Source organism: Paraburkholderia domus (assembly GCF_905220705.1).
Classification (GTDB): Bacteria; Pseudomonadota; Gammaproteobacteria; order Burkholderiales; family Burkholderiaceae; genus Paraburkholderia; species Paraburkholderia domus.
In genome coordinates this window covers 491,233-508,668 of record NZ_CAJNAT010000001.1, presented here as the reverse complement: position 1 = coordinate 508,668, position 17,436 = coordinate 491,233, and the positions used below count along the sequence as shown (strand labels likewise).

20 protein-coding genes are annotated in these 17,436 nt (G+C 61.5%); 17 read left to right on the top strand and 3 right to left on the bottom strand.

Annotation, left to right across the window (positions count from 1 at the left end):
- Window positions 1–50: 50 nt before the first annotated feature.
- The 4 genes from KHO31_RS02165 to KHO31_RS02150 all read left to right on the top strand — a co-directional run bounded on the left by KHO31_RS02165 (window position 51) and on the right by KHO31_RS02150 (window position 2,061).
- Window positions 51–221 (top strand): hypothetical protein, encoded by a 171-nt coding sequence (locus KHO31_RS02165; RefSeq protein WP_201069732.1) that lies wholly within the window; start codon window positions 51–53, stop codon window positions 219–221.
- Between the two features lie 157 nt (window positions 222–378).
- The gene (locus KHO31_RS02160) at window positions 379–687 is read left to right on the top strand and encodes a hypothetical protein (RefSeq protein WP_201069731.1); all 309 of its coding nucleotides are present in this window, start codon (window positions 379–381) and stop codon (window positions 685–687) included.
- A 147-nt stretch (window positions 688–834) separates the two neighbouring features.
- Complete coding sequence (locus KHO31_RS02155) at window positions 835–1,479, top strand: hypothetical protein (RefSeq protein WP_201084554.1); 645 nt, start codon at window positions 835–837, stop codon at window positions 1,477–1,479.
- Window positions 1,480–1,557: 78 nt separating this feature from the next.
- On the top strand, window positions 1,558–2,061 hold the full coding sequence (locus tag KHO31_RS02150; protein ID WP_201069729.1) for a YgjP-like metallopeptidase domain-containing protein: 504 nt from the start codon (window positions 1,558–1,560) through the stop codon (window positions 2,059–2,061).
- Window positions 2,062–2,127: 66 nt separating this feature from the next.
- On the opposite strand, the gene KHO31_RS02145 is transcribed toward KHO31_RS02150, so the two are convergent.
- Window positions 2,128–4,446, bottom strand: a complete 2,319-nt coding sequence (locus KHO31_RS02145; RefSeq protein ID WP_201084552.1) for an FdhF/YdeP family oxidoreductase — start codon at window positions 4,444–4,446, stop codon at window positions 2,128–2,130.
- A 170-nt stretch (window positions 4,447–4,616) separates the two neighbouring features.
- On the opposite strand from KHO31_RS02145, the gene KHO31_RS02140 reads away from it, so the two are divergent.
- Together KHO31_RS02140 and KHO31_RS02135 are read left to right on the top strand one after the other, a co-directional pair.
- The gene (locus tag KHO31_RS02140) at window positions 4,617–6,053 is read left to right on the top strand and encodes an aminotransferase-like domain-containing protein (protein ID WP_201069726.1); all 1,437 of its coding nucleotides are present in this window, start codon (window positions 4,617–4,619) and stop codon (window positions 6,051–6,053) included.
- A 29-nt stretch (window positions 6,054–6,082) separates the two neighbouring features.
- Window positions 6,083–6,391 (top strand): helix-turn-helix transcriptional regulator, encoded by a 309-nt coding sequence (locus KHO31_RS02135; protein WP_201069724.1) that lies wholly within the window; start codon window positions 6,083–6,085, stop codon window positions 6,389–6,391.
- A gap of 210 nt (window positions 6,392–6,601) precedes the next feature.
- Here KHO31_RS02135 and KHO31_RS02130 read toward each other — a convergent pair whose 3' ends face one another.
- Complete coding sequence (locus tag KHO31_RS02130) at window positions 6,602–7,351, bottom strand: SDR family oxidoreductase (RefSeq protein ID WP_201069722.1); 750 nt, start codon at window positions 7,349–7,351, stop codon at window positions 6,602–6,604.
- Window positions 7,352–7,619: 268 nt separating this feature from the next.
- On the opposite strand from KHO31_RS02130, the gene KHO31_RS02125 reads away from it, so the two are divergent.
- On the top strand, window positions 7,620–8,750 hold the full coding sequence (locus KHO31_RS02125) for a BMP family ABC transporter substrate-binding protein (protein ID WP_211622616.1): 1,131 nt from the start codon (window positions 7,620–7,622) through the stop codon (window positions 8,748–8,750).
- A gap of 50 nt (window positions 8,751–8,800) precedes the next feature.
- Window positions 8,801–9,349, top strand: coding sequence for a nucleoside deaminase (locus tag KHO31_RS02120; protein WP_201069718.1), 549 nt, complete (start codon window positions 8,801–8,803; stop codon window positions 9,347–9,349).
- An 18-nt stretch (window positions 9,350–9,367) separates the two neighbouring features.
- Here KHO31_RS02120 and KHO31_RS02115 read toward each other — a convergent pair whose 3' ends face one another.
- Window positions 9,368–9,931, bottom strand: a complete 564-nt coding sequence (locus tag KHO31_RS02115; protein ID WP_201084551.1) for a lysozyme inhibitor LprI family protein — start codon at window positions 9,929–9,931, stop codon at window positions 9,368–9,370.
- Between the two features lie 170 nt (window positions 9,932–10,101).
- Here KHO31_RS02115 and KHO31_RS02110 point away from each other — a divergent pair, with 170 nt between their 5' ends.
- The 9 genes from KHO31_RS02110 (at window position 10,102) to KHO31_RS02070 (ending at window position 17,435) form a co-directional block, all read left to right on the top strand.
- A complete protein-coding gene (locus KHO31_RS02110; protein ID WP_211622614.1) occupies window positions 10,102–10,650 on the top strand; it encodes an SH3 domain-containing protein in 549 nt (182 codons plus the stop codon).
- Window positions 10,651–10,763: 113 nt separating this feature from the next.
- Window positions 10,764–10,964 (top strand): hypothetical protein, encoded by a 201-nt coding sequence (locus KHO31_RS02105; protein WP_201069712.1) that lies wholly within the window; start codon window positions 10,764–10,766, stop codon window positions 10,962–10,964.
- 115 nt (window positions 10,965–11,079) lie between these two features.
- Window positions 11,080–13,389: a putative bifunctional diguanylate cyclase/phosphodiesterase gene (locus tag KHO31_RS02100; protein ID WP_201069710.1), complete on the top strand. Its 2,310-nt coding sequence runs from the start codon at window positions 11,080–11,082 to the stop codon at window positions 13,387–13,389.
- A gap of 223 nt (window positions 13,390–13,612) precedes the next feature.
- Window positions 13,613–13,801: a hypothetical protein gene (locus KHO31_RS02095; RefSeq protein ID WP_169483861.1), complete on the top strand. Its 189-nt coding sequence runs from the start codon at window positions 13,613–13,615 to the stop codon at window positions 13,799–13,801.
- A 157-nt stretch (window positions 13,802–13,958) separates the two neighbouring features.
- Window positions 13,959–15,359 carry an FAD-containing oxidoreductase gene (locus tag KHO31_RS02090; protein ID WP_201069708.1) on the top strand — a complete coding sequence of 467 codons (1,401 nt, stop codon included), beginning with the start codon at window positions 13,959–13,961 and terminating at the stop codon, window positions 15,357–15,359.
- Window positions 15,360–15,449: 90 nt separating this feature from the next.
- Window positions 15,450–15,824 (top strand): cupin domain-containing protein, encoded by a 375-nt coding sequence (locus KHO31_RS02085; protein ID WP_201069706.1) that lies wholly within the window; start codon window positions 15,450–15,452, stop codon window positions 15,822–15,824.
- Between the two features lie 68 nt (window positions 15,825–15,892).
- Complete coding sequence (locus KHO31_RS02080; protein WP_201069704.1) at window positions 15,893–16,210, top strand: hypothetical protein; 318 nt, start codon at window positions 15,893–15,895, stop codon at window positions 16,208–16,210.
- Window positions 16,211–16,295: 85 nt separating this feature from the next.
- A complete protein-coding gene (locus KHO31_RS02075; protein WP_201123063.1) occupies window positions 16,296–16,682 on the top strand; it encodes a DUF488 domain-containing protein in 387 nt (128 codons plus the stop codon).
- Between the two features lie 177 nt (window positions 16,683–16,859).
- Window positions 16,860–17,435 (top strand): TMEM175 family protein, encoded by a 576-nt coding sequence (locus KHO31_RS02070; protein ID WP_201069700.1) that lies wholly within the window; start codon window positions 16,860–16,862, stop codon window positions 17,433–17,435.
- The last annotated feature ends 1 nt before the right edge of the window (window position 17,436 follow it).

Sequence of the window (17,436 nt, the reverse complement as noted above, 5' to 3'; positions counted from 1 at the left end):
GGATAGTTCCTTCATACTAGGATTCCTCGAAGCTACCGACGGAGGCCGCTATGTGGACCTGTCGAAACTGCAACGTGTCGTTCGACGCTGATCACGTCGAGCCGGAAGTCGATGAAGAAGGATTCTTTTTCCTCTGTCCCGCCTGTGACTACCGGAACAAGCTGGTGGATACAGGTCCAGACGCGACGGGGCGCCCAAAGCTTGGCCAGAGCGACGAGTAGAGAAATCTTCCGGAGACGGCTACGCAGTTCGACTGCAAGGCGTTCCACATCGGCGCGTCGCCGTCGCAGATGATCCGGCAAGGAAGTTGGCCCGTGAGCCAGAAAAGGAAGCAGCGCATAATGCTGAAATCCCTTTGTCAGGATGATGGAGGCAGATATGACTACGTTTGCTATCGACGCCATTCGTATCAATCCGACGAACGACAGGATTACCCACGTGCGTTGGGGTCCCGTCGACCCGTCGACGCGTGACTGGTTGTCCCCCACGTCGATTGTCGAGGTGGCCGAAGTCGTGGCCGCGATCCGTCGCGGGAATGTCGTTTGGTCCCTTTTTACGCTCGGCGGCACACGGTTTCTGGGGCCAAAAATCGTGTCTGTCGCTCACACCGACGGGCACGACGGGATTGATACGGATGTCCCTGGCGAGCATGTCGAAAAATGTATTGACGACCTGCCGCACGTTTGACCGCGCGCAGCCGGTCAGTCAGATCTCGAAGCGGTGGATGCTGTCGGCGCGCACGGTCATGGTGTCCTCGGAAATCATTCGCAAAGAACGTCGCCATGTTTAATGTAAATTAGTCGTTCTTGAGAGCGCCTTTCAGCGAAGAAACCCATGAAAAATGGCAAGCCAAAATTGACCCGTCGGGATGCCGACGGTCTTTTCCCCGACCTGCAGCAAAGCGGCGCCCATCTCGCGAGCCGGCCTGATAACCCGTTTGGAGAAGGCGTGTCGAAGAAAATCGGTCGACGCGATCGTGACGAGGCATCGCTTTGGAAAGACAACCTCGTCACCTTGCCCAAAGCGATCGAATTGCCTCCGGGATATGAGTCGGTGTCGCACGTGCGCGAGGCGATGGAGCGGGCATGGCGTATGAAATGGATCAGGGAGAGCGGCAACGAGGTCGTCGTGGAATTTCCTGAAGGCTGGTCGGCCGTTCGGCCGCCAAGCGGTGCTGTGGAGTTGAGGGACGCGACCGGCGTGGTCCGAGCCGTGTACGGCTGGGCAGGGGATGCTGAAGTGAGACTCCTGCCGCGGTATCGGGTCGAATCGCAGGAGAACAGTTCGAGCGGTCTCGGCAGTCTGGTTGTCCGTGATCGCGAGAACGGACAGATTCTTGAGCGATCGTCGATCTGGTCTGCTCAGACCGGGACAAACCACCCCGATTGGGCCAGACTGTCGACGTGGCTCGACAGGCAGTATCCGCTTCACCGAAATCCGCTGCGGCTCTGGGGGGATTGCGAAGACAATCTCGGTTGAATTCTGCTCATCGGGAGTCCGGTTCCCCCGCCGCGAGGCATGCAACCTGTGCCGCCGCCAATCGCAAAGAACACCACCATGCAACACCTGAAATACCTGACCGGCTACCCGTCCGGGCTACAAGAAAAAGTCAAAAAGCTGATAGCGGATGAGGAACTCGGTCTTTACCTCGCGAAGCGGTACCCCAACTCGCACGACGTGCAAACAGACAGAGCCTTGTATGAATACTGCGCGGATCTGAAGCGCGAACACCTTCGCAACGGCGCGCAAATCGACAAAGTCACCTACGACAGCAAACTCGACGTCGTGCGCCACGCACTCGGCCTTCATACGAGCATCTCGCGCGTGCAAGGCGGCAAGCTGAAGGCAAAGAAAGAGATTCGCATCGCCTCGCTATTCAAAGACGCTGCGCCGGAATTTCTGAAAATGATCGTCGTGCATGAACTCGCTCATCTGAAAGAAAGCGACCACAACAAGGCGTTCTATCGCCTCTGCGAGTTCATGCAACCGGGCTACCATCAGATCGAATTTGATCTGCGCTTGCATCTGACGTATCGCGATCTGAAGAAAAATCAGACGTAAGCGTCACGCTTCAGGTGCAGCGCTTCGGGCGACGCTTGCCGTTCGTCATCCGGAACGCAGCGCCCTTCAAGCAGCAACCGCTTCGACCACCGCCGACGCAGTCAACAACACCGGTATCGATTTCGAAGTCGGCGTCCCCGCGCCATCGGCGACCGAAGAGAGCGGCACGAGCGGATTGGTTTCCGGATAGTAAGCGCCGAGACAGCCACGCGGAATGTCGTACTCCACCAGCAGGAACCCAGCCGCGTGACGCTCGATCCCATCGGCCCACACGCTCGTGATATCCACGCGCTGGCCCGCAACGAAACCCAGCATTGCGAGATCGTCCTTGTTCGCGAACAGCACACGCCGCTGCCCATACACACCGCGATAACGGTCGTCGAGGCCGTAAATTGTGGTGTTGTACTGGTCGTGTGAACGCGTCGTCATCAAGGTCATCAGACGCTCGCCGTGCTCTGCGCGCGCTTGATGAATCGGCGTGTCGACATCAATCGCATGCACCAGGAATTGCGCCTTGCCGCTCGGCGTTTTCCAGATCCGCTCGCGCGACGCCACGCCCAGGTGAAAGCCGCCTGGGTTCTTCAGGCGCTCGTTGTAGTTCTGGAATCCTTCGATTACCTGCGCGATGCCGTCGCGGATCAGCGCATAGTCGGCGGCTTGAGCAAGCCAGTCGACCTTGCTGCTGCCGAGCGTGGCGTGCGCCATGCGAGCGACGATTGCAATCTCAGACAGCAGATTCGCCGAGGCCGGCTTGTTCATGCCATACGAGATGTGCACCATGCTCATCGAATCCTCGACGCTCACGCCTTGCGCGACACCATTTTGCAGATCGATTTCGGTGCGCCCGAGTGTCGGCAGAATCAGTGCGTCGCGGCCATGCACAAGATGGCTGCGGTTCAGCTTGGTCGTGATGTGCACGGTCAGATCGCACGAGCGCATCGCGTCCCACGTGCGCGGCGTGTCGGGTGTCGCGATCGAGAAGTTGCCGCCTAGCCCGATGAACACCTTCACCTTGCCGTCGAGCATCGCTTGAATCGTGTTGACGACGTCGAGGCCATGCTCGCGCGGCGGCTCGAAACCGTAGACTTCACCGAGCCGGTCCAGGAACGCTTGAGTGGGCCTTTCTTCGATGCCCACCGTGCGGTCGCCCTGCACGTTCGAGTGTCCGCGCACCGGACACAAACCCGCGCCGCGCCGGCCGATATTGCCGCGCATCATCATCAGGTTCGACAGGATTTGCACCGTCGGCACGGAGTTCTTGTGCTGCGTGAGGCCCATGCCCCACGTCGAAATCACCGCGCGGCCCTTCACGTAGATATCGGCGAGCTTCAGCACGTCTTCAAACGGCACGCCTGATTCCGCGACGATGGTGTCCCAGTTTTCGGCGCGCAAATCGTCGGCGAATGCATCGAAGCCGACCGTGTGTTCGGCGATAAACGCGACGTCGAGTACGCGCGCGAGACCCGAGGCCAGCGCTTCGTCGTCGAGTTCGATCACGCGTTTGGCGACGCCCTTGATCAAGGCGAAGTCGCCGCCCACCTTCGGACGGATGAACACGGAGCTGATCTTCGTGCTGCCCATCGTGATCATTTCCACCGGATGTTGCGGGCTGGCAAAGCGCTCCAGACCACGTTCCTTCAGCGGATTGATCGACACAATGGTCGCGCCGCGCTTCGCGCACTCACGCAGCTCGCCGAGCATACGCGGATGGTTGGTCGCGGGATTCTGGCCGAAGATCAGGAGCGTGTCGGCGTGTTCGAAGTCGTCGAGCGTGACCGTGCCCTTGCCGATGCCGACCGTGTGCGGCAAGCCGCGGCTGGTCGCTTCGTGACACATGTTCGAGCAATCGGGGAAGTTGTTGGTGCCGACCATTCGCACGAACAACTGGTACAGGAACGCGGCTTCGTTGCTGGCGCGGCCCGAAGTGTAGAAAGCCGCGCTGTCCGGATTGTCGAGTCGCTTCAGATGATCGGCGATGAGGTCAAAGGCTTCGTCCCAGCCGATCGGCACGTAACGGTCGCGCACGGCGTCGTAGACGAGCGGGTCGGTCAGGCGGCCATGTTGTTCGAGTTCGAAATCCGACTGCGCCATCAGTTCTTCAACCGTGTGCGCCTCGAAAAAAGCCGGCGTCACGCGCTTGCTGGTCGCCTCGGCCGCCACCGCCTTAACGCCGTTTTCGCAGAACTCAAAGGTCGACGCATGCTCGCGGTCCGGCCACGCGCAACCCGGGCAGTCGAAGCCGTTCGGCTGATTCTGTTTGAGCAGCATGCGGTAGTCGCCGCCCGTCACCTTTTCCTTGATGAGGTTGATGGCGACGTACTTAAGCGCACCCCAGCCAGCGGCGGGGTGGGTGTACGGTTCGATGCGAGCTTCGGGTTTCTTCATGATCTTGCCGCCGGATGTGGCTTGGACGAGGCTTTTATGCCGATGCATAGAAGCCTACTGTGTTCCAAAAGCGCCGCAGCATACAGAAAATCGGAAAGAGGAGGGATACAGTTGCTTGGTATTTGTCATAGACTGGCGTTCCCGCCCACGCGTTTGTTTGAGCCAGGTCCTTGAAACTGTACGAAAAACTCGCCGATGAAATGACCGAAGCCGTGCGCCGCGGCGTCTTCGCGGCGGGTGAGCGGATTCCGTCTGTGCGGCAGGCGAGCCAGCAGCACGGCGTCAGCATCAAGACCGTGCTGCACGCGTACGCGCTACTGGAAAGCCGGGGGATTGTCGAGACGCGTCCGCAGTCGGGCTATTTCGTGCGCGACGCCGTGGCGACCGCAGCAGCGCTCGACGAGCCGCGTCTGAGCCGCAAGCCTGTTGCCCAAACGCAGCCGGTGGCCGCCGCGGTCGACGTGAGCCGGCTCGTGCTGTCGACCCTGCGCAGCATCCGCGCGCACGATGCCGTGCCGTTCGGCTCACCGTATCCCGATCCGTCGCTGTTCCCGTGGCGGCGCATCAACCAGTACGCGAATGCGATTGCCCGGCGCCAGGCGAGCTGGAACCTGATGGACGACTTGCCGCCCGGCAACCCTGAACTGATCCGGCAGATCGCGCGCCGCTATGCCGAAAACGGCGTGCCGGTCGATCCGGACGAAATCATCATTACGCTCGGCGCGACCGAGGCGATCAACCTCAGCTTGCAGGCGGTCGCCAAGCCAGGCGATACGGTCGCCGTCGAGTCGCCGACTTACTACGCGATGCTTCACGCCATCGAGCGTCTCGGCATGCGCGCAATCGAAGTGGCGACGCATCCGGTCCACGGTATCGATATCGAGGCGTTAGCCCAGGTCATCGCCAGGCAGAAGATCGCCGCGTGCATGGTGATGCCGAACTTCCAGAATCCGCTTGGTTTCCAGATGCCGGACGAGCGCAAGCAGCAACTGGTCGACCTGCTTGCGGCGCACGAAATTCCTGCCATCGAGAACGATGTCTACCAGGAGCTGTATTTCGGCGAGGCGCGACCGTCGACTTTGAAGAACTTCGATACCAAGGGGCTGGTGCTGCATTGCGCGTCGTTTTCGAAGAGTCTCACCGCGTCGTACCGGATCGGCTGGGCAATGCCGGGGCGCTACCGGGCGCAGGTCGAGAAGCTGAAGTTTCTCAACACGCTGACTACGCCTTCGGTACCGCAAGTTGCCGTCGCCGACTACCTCCGGCAGGACGGCTACGACCGGCATCTGCGGCACGTGCGCAAGGTCTACCGGCAGCAGGCGAGCATCATGATGGCGATGGTGCAGCGGTTTTTCCCGACCGGTACGCGCATGTCGACACCGCAAGGCGGGTACGTGCTGTGGGTGGAATTGCCCGAACGGGTCGACTCGATGCGGCTCTATCAGGCAGCACTCTCACGTAGCATCACGATCGGGCCGGGCATGATGTTTTCGATGCGCAACGATTTTCGCCACTTCATCCGGCTCAATTACAGCTATCCGTGGACGGCGCAGACCGAGGCGGCTTTGAAGACGCTGGGCGAACTGGTGGCGCAGATGGCTCGATAGGGTTTGAGAAAAGCGAGGAGACATTGACGATGGAAGACGACGAACTCGATCCGGTGCTGGTCGCCATATTGGCGCAGTTATGGCGCGCACATCGGGAAACGCCTGGCGGCGCGTGGTCGCTCGCTAAGCTATCCAAGCAGGCAGAGGTGCCGATGAGCGGCTTGCGGCGGCAGTTGACGGCGCTGGTCGACGGCGGGCTGGTGGACACCACGTTCAACGAGGAAGGTACGGGGACTGCGCGCTTGAGTGAGATCGGCCAGGGCTTGTGTGCGGAGTTGTTCGGTGAGGAGGGTCCGCCTGACGATGAGCAGGCCGACCTGGCTCCAAAGCTCCATTGAACTGAATGGTCTGCCTGCCGCGCTGGCGGCAGGAACGCCCACCGCGAATGGCGAACGGCGCCCGATTGCTTGTCCGCGTTCCACTGGCCGCGCCTTGAATTTCGTCGGCTCGTGCGCACGTCGCACGCGGCTAAATGCTAAATGCTAAATGCGAGTTGCGAGGCACCGCTTGCCTCGGAAGGCTCGCGGTGCGACTCGCACTTTCGCGTCTTAAAGCTGGCTCATACCGCCATCGACGATGATTTCCGTGCCGACGATAAAGGCCGACTCCGGTGCGGCCACGTGCAGCACAGTCGAGGCGATTTCCTCCGGCGTGCCGAAGCGGCCGGCCGGAATCTGGCCGAGAATGTGCGCGGCTGTAGCGTCGAGCGTGGCGGCATCGAGACCGAGCTTGCCGTACAGCGGCGTTTGCACCGGCCCGGGACTCACTACGTTCACGCGCACGCCGAGCGGCAGCAATTCCGACGACAAGGTCCTGGCCAGCGAAATCACCGCCGCTTTGCTCGCTGCATAAACCGACGAGGCCGGCATACCGATACGCGCATTGATCGAACCGTTGATGACGATCGATGCGCCACGATTGAGCAACGGCAGGAGCGACTGGATCTGGAAGTAGGCGCCTTTGACATTGGTGTTGAACATCGTGTCCCAGAAGGCTTCATCGACATCCGGAAAGGCGGCGAACTTCGCCACGCCGGCGTTCACGAACACCGCATCGAGCCGGATACCGGCGGCGCTGATCGCGGCCGCCAGTTCGCGGGCCGCGGCAACCGAGCCGGCGTCGTTACGCACGGCTATGGCATTGGCGCCGAGCGCTGCCTTCGCGGATTCGAGCGCGTCCGCATCGCGGCCGGTAATGACGACGCGGGCGCCTTCGTTTGCAAACGCCTTGGCGGTAGCGAAGCCGATACCGCTGCTGCCGCCGGTGACGAGAACTGATTTACCTTGGAAGCGAGTCATTTTGTTTCTCCGAAAGAGTGTTACGGGTTGATGTGAGTGATATTGCGCTTGCGTCGAGCGCTTGCCGTACCACTTTGCCGATGTACTCGTTCGAAGATATCGAACATGTTTTTCGGGTACCAAAATACGGAATCGGTTATGGGCGGAATAACGAAAAATAATTTTTCCGCTGAAATTGACCTTCGAATATGGCCCCCTATGCTTGAGCCTTGCCCGGGATAGTCCCGAGCACTGTGGCAGGCACCTGGAAACCCTCTGCGGAGAACTCATGAAAGCAAAGCTGGCGCGAGCGCTACATCATTCATTGCGCATCAAAACCGTTCGAACCGTTCTCACCGCGGCACTCGGCGCGACGCTCGCGTTCGGTGCCGCCGCGGCAGCAGCAGCGACCGCGCAGCCGCTGGGCATCGCCTTCATCTATCTCGGCAATCCGGGCGACGCTGGCTGGACCTACGCGCACGAGCAGGGCGTGAAAGAGGTCGAGGCGAAATTCGGCGACAAGATCAAAGTGACGCGCGTCGAGAACGTGCCGGAGTCGGCGGATTCGGAGCGCGTGTTTCGCGATCTGGCGTCAAAGGGCAACAAGATTGTGGTCGGGTCGAGTTTCGGCTTTCAGGATTTCGAGTTGAAGGTCGCCAAGGATTTCCCGGACACCGTGTTCGAACATGCGACCGGCTACAAGAAAGCCGCCAACTTTGCCACCTATGATGTGCGGACCTATCAGAGCGCCTACCTGGCCGGACTGGTCGCCGGTTATACGACGAAGTCCAACACGCTCGGCTTTGTCGGCTCGGTGCCGGTGCCGGAGGTGGTGCGTAACATCAACGCGTTCACGATGGGGGCCCGCTCGGTCAATCCGAATGCGCGCGTGAAGGTCGTGTGGATCAACAGCTGGTTCGACCCGGGCCGCGAAAAGCAGGCCGCCGAAACGCTGATCGGGCAGGGCGCCGACGTGCTGATCCAGAACACCGATTCGACGGCGACGATGCAGACGGCCGAACAGAAAAAAGTGCATGCTTTCGGCTGGGACTCCGACATGAAGAAGTTCGGGCCGAACGCGCAATTGGGCGCATGCGTGAGCAACTGGGGTGTGTACTACACGCATCTGGTGGACCAGGTGAGGGCGGGCACGTGGAACAACACGCCGGTCTGGTGGGGGTTGAAAGAAAAGGCGATCGATCTGGCCAACATCAACACGGATGCGGTGTCGCCAACGGCGCAAAAGGCGCTGAACCAGAAGCGTGACGACATCATCTCGGGCAAGTTCAATCCGTTTGCCGGGCCGATCGCGGATCAGTCCGGTGCGGTGAAAGTCGCTGCAGGCAAGTCATTGAGCGATGCAGAACTACTGCGCCTGAACTGGTTCGTGCAGGGCGTGGACGGCTCGCTGCCAAAGTAATAAATTGCCTGGTTTGCCTAACTATTATTAAAGATTAAAGGAGATTGCCCGTGAGTCTGACCGTCCCAACCGATGCCGGTGCCGCTGGAGTGGCGGCCACCTATCCGCCGCAGGGCTTAACGCCGACGCACGAACAGATCGTGCGGCATCTGCGGCATTCGAGCCGGGTAGCCGAGCGAGCGACGCTGCTGGGGCATCATCCGTTCGGTGCCGTGCTGGTCGGCCCGGATCAGGAGACCGTGTTGATGGAGCAGGGCAACGTCGACACGGTGAATCATGCCGAGTCGGTGCTGGCTCGCGTGGCGGCGTTGAATTTCACGCCAGAGTATTTGTGGAGCTGTACGTTGTACACGTCGGTCGAGCCTTGCTGCATGTGTGCCGGCACGATGTATTGGGCCAATATTGGCCGCGTCGTGTTTGGGATGACCGAGAAGCGATTGCTCGAGGCGACTGGCGATCATTCCGAGAATCCGACCATGAGCGTGGATTGCCGGTATGTGTTCGATCATTGCCAGAAGCCCGTCGAGGTGATTGGTCCCGTGGTCGAGGTGGAGGGTGAGGTGATGGATGTTCAACGGAGGTTCTGGAGCGGCAGGTAGCTCCTTTGCCGCCGCGTCTCACTGCGCCGTGCCGGCCTCAGCACCCGAGAGCATAGCCAGTCCACAAAACCAGTCGCCGCCGTGTGGCTGATATTTCCACCGGCCGTTGTTCTCCTTGATCACGGTGGAACACTGGTCATTCACGACGATCCCGGGATTCGGGGCGGTGCATTGAAGCGTCGCGGTCCCGGTTTGTTGTAGCGCGGGCATTGCCGCCTTACGCTGAACGTCTGATTCGGCCGGCACGTCCGGCTTTCCCGTTTGCATGCCTTCGATCAGCCGTTGCAGTTCCTCTATCCGCGTCGCATACCACCTCCCCAGACACGCCGCATCGCGGCAATTCGCTTCCCGCCACGTCCACTTGCTGTCACTGTCGGTGAGGAAGGCTCGGCGGTTGATGACCCGCCGCCGTGCTTTCCAGTACAGTTGCCCAAGCGTGTCATCGAGCTTCGAGAGAGAAGGGTCGTTGCAGATCATCCGTTCGGTGAGCGAGCGTCCCCTGTTGCAGTCGAAGCGGGTAGCGTGAGCGGGCAGATGCGTGAGCATCAATGCGGCGACGAAGATTGGGCGAGAGATTTTCATTGTGGTCCCGGCAGTGCATGCGTTTTTCATGCAATGGATGATCTGCCGAGTCGCCGGAATACAGGCGCCCGAAAACAGCGTGACTTCGGCTGGGTGATTACCAGATCTTGCCTTGTGCGAGCCGCACACAGGCGTGCACGCAAATGCGGGACGTGAAAACGGGAGAAAAAATGAAACAACACCTCGTGCCGTGGTTTTACGCGGCGGTCGGTTTGATGGCCCTGCCCGCAGTGGCTTTTGCGCAGTCACAGGCTTACACGAACAGTTCGGTCAACGTGCGCGCCGGGCCCGCTAAGGATTACCCGGTCGTGACGCAGTTGCCGGGCGGCTACCCGGTTACCGTGATGGGCTGCATCAGCAGTTACCACTGGTGTGACGTTGCCGGTCCGAACCTGCGCGGCTGGGTCTATGCGGCGCGGCTCAGCTATCCCTATCAGGGCAGCAATGTGCCGGTGTTGAGCTACGGCACGGTGATCGGCCTGCCGATCGTGACGTTCTCGATCGGCACATATTGGGGTAATTATTATCGGGGCCGGCCGTGGTACAGCCAGCGATCGCGCTGGGCGCATCATCCGCCCCCGCCACCACCGAGACCCGGTGCCGGACGGCCGCCAGGGGGCCGTCCACCGGGTGGTCAGCAAGGTGGCGGGAATAATCGCCCTCAAGGTGGGTCTCCACAGGGTGGCGGAGGCAGACCCCCTGGCGGCGGGAACGGCTGAAACACGGTGGGCCGGCCCATATCCGGCCCACCCATTCTCGTCAGTACGCCGCGTTCAGAAACGCCGACCCGCGCTCGCAAGGATTCCTGCGAGCGCGGGTCGGCGAGTCGCGTGTGCAGTACCACTTTCGAGGTTGGCAGCGGCGGCAAGCCGAGTTGCTCGCCGACTTCGGCCGTCCCGACGTCGAAACCTGGCTGCCGCTCGATGCCGGCGTCGTGCTCGCCGCGCACCTGGCAGGACTGGCACTGACGGCGGTTGCGCTAGTTGCATTCACCGGATTAATGGTCTTTTCGCTTCATTGGCTGACCGGATAGCCGGTCAGCCCGCGCACTTCTTCGCTATGCATCGCGATTAAAGTGCGTGGGCCTCGCGTAAACCCCGGTGCGCCGCGTACACTAACTTGCCGATGTGGGGTTAGGGGGCGCACAAATGACTTGCGAAGCGACATCAGATAACACGATGGGAGCAACGCCTGAGGGCACCCGCTACCGGCCGGATCTGGCCGAGGGAGTGCTGGCGTCGGAGCGTACGGTGTTGCGGCTGATTACCCGCAACACCCCGCTGCCGGAATTGCTCGATGAAGTATGCCGCCGCGCGGAAGCGCTGCTCGGCGATGGCGCGACCTGTTCGATCCTGTTATTGGATGCGGACGGCATACGTGCGCGCGTGGGCGGCGCGCCCTCGCTGCCGGCGCATTTCAGTGCTGCGATCGACGGTGTCGCGATCGGCCCAAGTGCCGGGTCTTGCGGCACCGCGATGTACGAGCGGCGCATGATCGCCGTTGAAGATATCGAAACCGATCCGCTGTGGGCCGATTTCCGGCACCTCGCGTTGCCGCTCGGCTTGCGCGCGTGCTGGTCGGTGCCCTTTGAAAACGATACCGGCGTGGTGTTGGGCGCGTTCGCGGTTTATTACCGCACGCCGCGCCGACCGACCGCAGAAGAAGAGGCGATGCTCCACGACATCAGTCACAGTGTCGGTCTCGCCGTTCATCAGGACGCCATGGCGCAGCGGCTCGCGCACAGCGAGGAGCATCACCGGCTGGTTGTCGACCATCTCAACGAAGGGATCATCGTGCAGTCGCGCGACGGTGTGGTGCTGGCCTGTAATCCGAGTGCGCAACGCATTCTGCGGGCGAACGCCGACCTGATCGGCCACGACATCCTGACGGTGATGGTGCGCGCGTACCACGAGGACGGCTCCATTGTCACCGACGCGGATCGCCCGACCAGTCAGGTGCTGACGACCGGCAAACCATTGCTCGGCGTCACGATCGGACTGGAACTGACCGACGGCGATGTCGTCTGGATTACTGAGAATGTTGTGCCGATCATCAAACCGGGCGACAGCGAACCCAGCTCGGTGTTGATCTCGTTTACCGACATCGGACCGGTGCGCGAGGCGCAACGGCAGCTCAAGTTTCTGGCCACCCGCGATCCGCTCACCGGCCTCTACAATCGCGCCTACCTGGCCGAGCGAATGCGCGATCTGTTCGCGCCGGGTGGGGTGGCCGGGATGGGCGAACTGGAGCGGGTCGCTGTACTGTTTGTCGATCTGGACGGTTTCAAGAAGGTCAACGACACCGCCGGTCACGAGGCTGGGGATGCGCTTCTGTGCAGCGTGGCGGAGCGGCTGTCGGCGTGTATCGCGCCGGACGACACGCTCGCGCGCGTGGGCGGCGACGAGTTCGTGATCGTGATCAGCGCTTACGAAAACACGGGCCATCTGATCGCGCTCGCCCAGCGCATTCTCGACATGATCGCGGTGCCGTTCGCGGTGGCGGACAACGAGTACTACATGGGCGCTTCGATCGGCATCAGTCTGTTTCCCGAAGACGGCCAGGACGTGCCCACGCTGATGCGCAACGCCGACTCGGCGATGTACCACGCGAAACAGTGTGGCCGCAACAATTTCCAGTTCTTCACGGCTGAGCTGAATCAGCATCTGCAACGCCGCTTCATGATCGAGCAGGCGCTGCGGCGCGCGCTCGCCACCAATGAGCTGAGCCTCGTCTATCAGCCGATTGTCGACAGTGAGTGCGGTCGTACAATCGGCGCCGAAGCGCTGCTGCGCTGGTACAACAGCGAGCTGGGCAACGTCTCGCCGGTGGAATTCATCCCTGTGGCCGAAGACGCCGGCCTGATCGTCGAAATCGGCGCCTGGGTGCTGGCACGGGCCTGCGAGCAGGTCGCGCATTGGCGGCGCACGTTGGCGCCGGATTTGATCGTCGCGGTGAATCTGTCGCCGCGTCAGTTCAAAGGCGGCCTGGTGGAGCGGATCGAGCACTGCCTCGAGCAGTCCGGACTCGAACCCGGGGCGCTGGAGTTGGAGATTACCGAGCGGCTGTTGATGAGCGACAGTGACGCCGTCCTGCCGATGCTGAGCGCGTTGAGCGCGATGGGTGTGCGGATTTCCGTCGACGATTTCGGCACCGGGTATTCGTCGCTGTCGTATTTGAAACGGTTCCCGCTGCATAACCTGAAGATCGATCGTTCGTTCGTCGCGGGATTGCCGGATCATCGCGATTCGATCGCGATCACGCAGGCGGTGGTGGCAATGGCTCATTCGCTTGGAATGAGTGTCACGGCTGAAGGCGTGGAGACTGCCGAGCAGGCGGCGTTTTTGCGCGGGATCGCTTGCGACAAGCAGCAGGGGTATTTTTATAGCCGGCCCGTTGGGGCGGCTGCTTATGCGCGTAGTTTGTGCGACGAGCAGGTGGGGCTCGCCGGGGCGGCATAACTGTCCGGATGTCTCTGGCCACGGTCGCAAACCCACTTCGCCAGGGTGGCCAATGCCACAATCGGACCCTACTGCCGCGGGTATCCAGACGCGATTGTTCAGTTTGACGAACAACTGCCTTCGCGTTCCGGGTATTTATCCGCGCCCCCAGTCTCTCTAAAATTCTCCCATCGTATGTAAATTCCGCGCCGCGCCGTTGCGGCCTCGCGCGATGGGAGTCGTTATGCCAGCCTTGATTACAAACCAGCTTTATCGGCCATCGGTGGTCCTGCCGATGGTTGCCCTCATGCAAGTGATGGTGTCGCAGGATTTCAACCTCGGGCAGGTCGGCTGGGTCGTCGCGACGCGCGGCGCTCAGGCCGCGCTGCAACGTTCGCGCGAATTGATCTGCGCGGTGCACTGCCACGCCTGAACGCAATCCGGCGCAGTCCGCGACAGTCGGGCAGCGCCAGCCCCCCGGCGGGGCGAAAAGAGAGCGCAACAGAAACAACCAGAAGAGGCAATAAAGGCAACGCGAGGCGCTGAGGGTAAGATGCTACGACCTGCACCCCAGCCTCGGGAGATCTGCCATGCCACAGCATTTCGACGCAGTCGTGATCGGCACGGGACAAGGCGGTGCGCCGCTTGCTGTGCGTCTCGGTCAAAGCGGCCGTAAAACCGCAGTCATCGAACGTGCGGCTTTTGGCGGGACCTGCGTGAATGTTGGCTGCACGCCTACCAAGTCGTATGTGGCCAGCGCCCGCGCGGCTCATGTGGCGCGCCATGCCGCGGACCTGGGTGTGCAGGTGGGCGGCGCGGTTAGCGTCGATCTGGCCGCGGTCAAGGCGCGCAAGGACAGGATCATTGGCCAATCGCGCGATGGCGTCGAGAAATGGTTGCGCAGCGCGGATAACGTTACGGTCTTCAACGGCCATGCGCGCTTTACCGGTGCGCATACGCTCGCCATCCACGGCCCGGACGGCGCAGTGTCCGACGAACTCAGCGCCGACGAAATCTTCATCAACACCGGCACGCGCGCAGTTGTGCCGCCGCTCGAAGGGCTCGAGCGAATTCGCTACTACACCAACTCCAATCTGCTCGAACTGACGGAATTGCCGGGTCATCTGGTGATTGTCGGCGGCAGCTATATCGCGCTCGAATTTGCGCAGATTTTTCGCCGCTTCGGCAGCCGGGTGACGGTGCTGGTACGCGGCCAGCGCGTGCTCACGCGCGAGGACGCCGATTTCGCCGACTCCGTGCAGAAGGTGCTGGCGAGCGAAGGGATTGAATTTGTCTTCGGCGTGCAGCCCTCGCGGGTCGAACCGCATCCGCATCACGAGAACGACGTGTGCATCGGCTTTGAGCAGAACATTCCCGCGCTCGAAGCAACGCACTTGCTGTTCGCCACCGGCCGTGAACCGAATACCGACGACCTCGGCCTCGACGCCGCCGGTATCGTGACGGACAAGCACGGCACGATTCCAGTCGACGGCCAGTTGCGTACTAACGTGCCTGGCGTCTGGGCGATCGGCGACATCAACGGACGCGGTGCCTTTACTCACACGTCCTACGATGATTTCCAGATCGTTGCCGCCAATCTGCTGGACGGCGGCGCGCGCAGCGTCGACACGCGGATCATGACGTATGCGGTGTTCGTCGACCCGCCGCTCGCACGCGTCGGGCTCTCGGAGGCCGATGTGCGCAAGGCCGGCCGCGACGCGCTGATCGCCACCATGCCGATGACGCGGGTGGGCCGTGCCCGCGAACGCGGCGAGACCGACGGCTTCATGAAGGTGCTGGTCGACGCAAAGAGCAAGCAGATTCTTGGCGCGGCGATTCACGGCATCGAAGGCGACGAAGCGTTGCACACGTTTGTCGACATCATGACGGCAGGCGCGCCGTATCCGACCCTGCAGTACGCCATGCACATTCATCCGACCATCAGCGAACTGGTGCCGACCTTGCTCGATGGACTCAAACCGATGAAATGAGCGGTGCACCCAGTACCAAACCGGGTGACGAGCGCGATGGGCGAAAACACGCAAGGAACGCAGGCGGCGAGCATAGCCGGAGCACAAGCGATGAAACGCGTAATCAGCAGCGGCAATCTCTTCGATCTCAGCGCGTCGGCGAGCCCTGCCGAGCAAGTCGACGCGCTTGTGGATGAAGCCGGCGTGAGCATCGAGCGGATCGTCTCGAGGGGGCACGCAAGTCCGCCGGGCTTCTGGTACGACAGTCCGCGCGCCGAGTGGGTCGTGCTGCTGAGCGGTGCGGCGACGCTCGAATTCGAGGGCGAGCGTGAGCCGCATCCGATGAAACCTGGCGATCACATGCTGATCGACGCGCATTGCCGCCATCGGGTGGCGTCGACGAGCGGCACGGAGCCGAGTGTGTGGCTAGCGGTTTACTACCCTGGCGGTACGCCAGACGGCACCCGAGGGGTTGATGGGCAATGACCGATAGCTGAGAACACGCCGCCATAACGGGATTACACTCGAACTGGCACGTATCCTGGAGCAAGATCATGACTGATGCCGACCCCAAAAGCACTTTTCGCGGTCTTCCGTTGACCCCGGAACAGGACGCGGAAGTCAGGCACTACATAAAAAAGCAGAAGCAACAGGGCGCGGCGTGGGACACGCCAGAGCTGGCGGCCATGCTTCAGGACATGCTGGAGCCTCCGGGCGACGACGACGCAGAATTCGATCCTGTTTTCGACGAAACGAAAGCGGTGGCTGAACGTGCGGCGGCTTCGATCGACGAGGCGATGGACCCGATTGAAGCGAGCGAAGAGCGGACCGCGGCCATGGAAATCGAGGCGATGAAGGGCATGAGGCGTTGAGTCCGCATGACAGAACGACTGACGAGCGGCGCTTATCGACCCGGCGGGGAGGCGGTCGCGAGTCCACTACGAATCAGGAAAAAACATGAGTATTAGCATCGTCCAGCTCGGGTCTCCAAGGGCGGCAGACGAAGGGGTGCGTATCGGTACCGTTCGGCGGCCGCCACGCGGCGTGCCCCGGACGGAATTCGCCACCCGCGACTATTACGATGTGTGGCTGCCCAATCTGTCGCCTGATGCCGAGCTGGTAAAAGAAGCGAAGGCGGTTGCCAGCGACGCCGAGTGGGCCGCGTTTGCGAAAAAATTCCGGGCGGAGATGAATAGCAGCGATACCAGTAAGGTGCTGGACCTGCTTGCCGCTTTGTCAAAAACGACGCACTTTTCCATCGGCTGCTACTGCGAAGACGAAAACCGGTGTCATCGCAGCATTCTTCGTCAGTTGTTAAACGAGCGGGGTGCGCTGATAAGGTGAGGCGTGCCTACGCGGCCGGCCGGCATTCGACAAGACCCATTGTCGTCGCCGATAATCGGCAGCGTGCGGGCCTGCCGGGGCAGCCGGCACGATGCGGGTCCGGCTGGCAAGCGCGGTGCGCCAAGCCTGCGAGCGCATGTCTTCACAATCGCGACTACACAATCAGGAAACCGACCGATGGGCAAGGGACGCGTCGAAGCCTTCAGCGATGGCGTGATCGCCATCATCATCACGATCATGGTGCTCGAGCTGAAGGTGCCGGACGGCTACGACCTCGCCGCGCTGCGCCCCGTGATCCCCGTGTTCTGCGCCTACGTGCTGAGTTTCATCTACGTCGGCATCTACTGGAACAATCATCACCACATGTTCCATGCCGTGCAGAAGGTCAACGGCGCAGTGCTCTGGGCCAATCTCCATCTGTTGTTCTGGCTGTCCCTGCTGCCGGCCGTCACGCATTGGGTCGGCGCAAACCATCTCGCCGCCTGGCCGACCGCGATGTACGGCGCCGTGCTGTTCATGTCGGCGATTGCGTATTTCATTCTGACCCGCGTACTGATCCGCGAGCACGGCATGGAGTCGACAATCGCGAAGGCGGTCGGTAATGACTTCAAGGGCAAAGTCTCGGTCGTCATCTATCTGGCAGGCATTGCGATGGCATTCGTTCAGCCGTGGCTCTCGGCTGCGCTTTACACGCTGGCCGCGGCGTGGTGGCTGGTGCCCGACCGGCGCATCGAACACCTGATGGAGGCGTAAG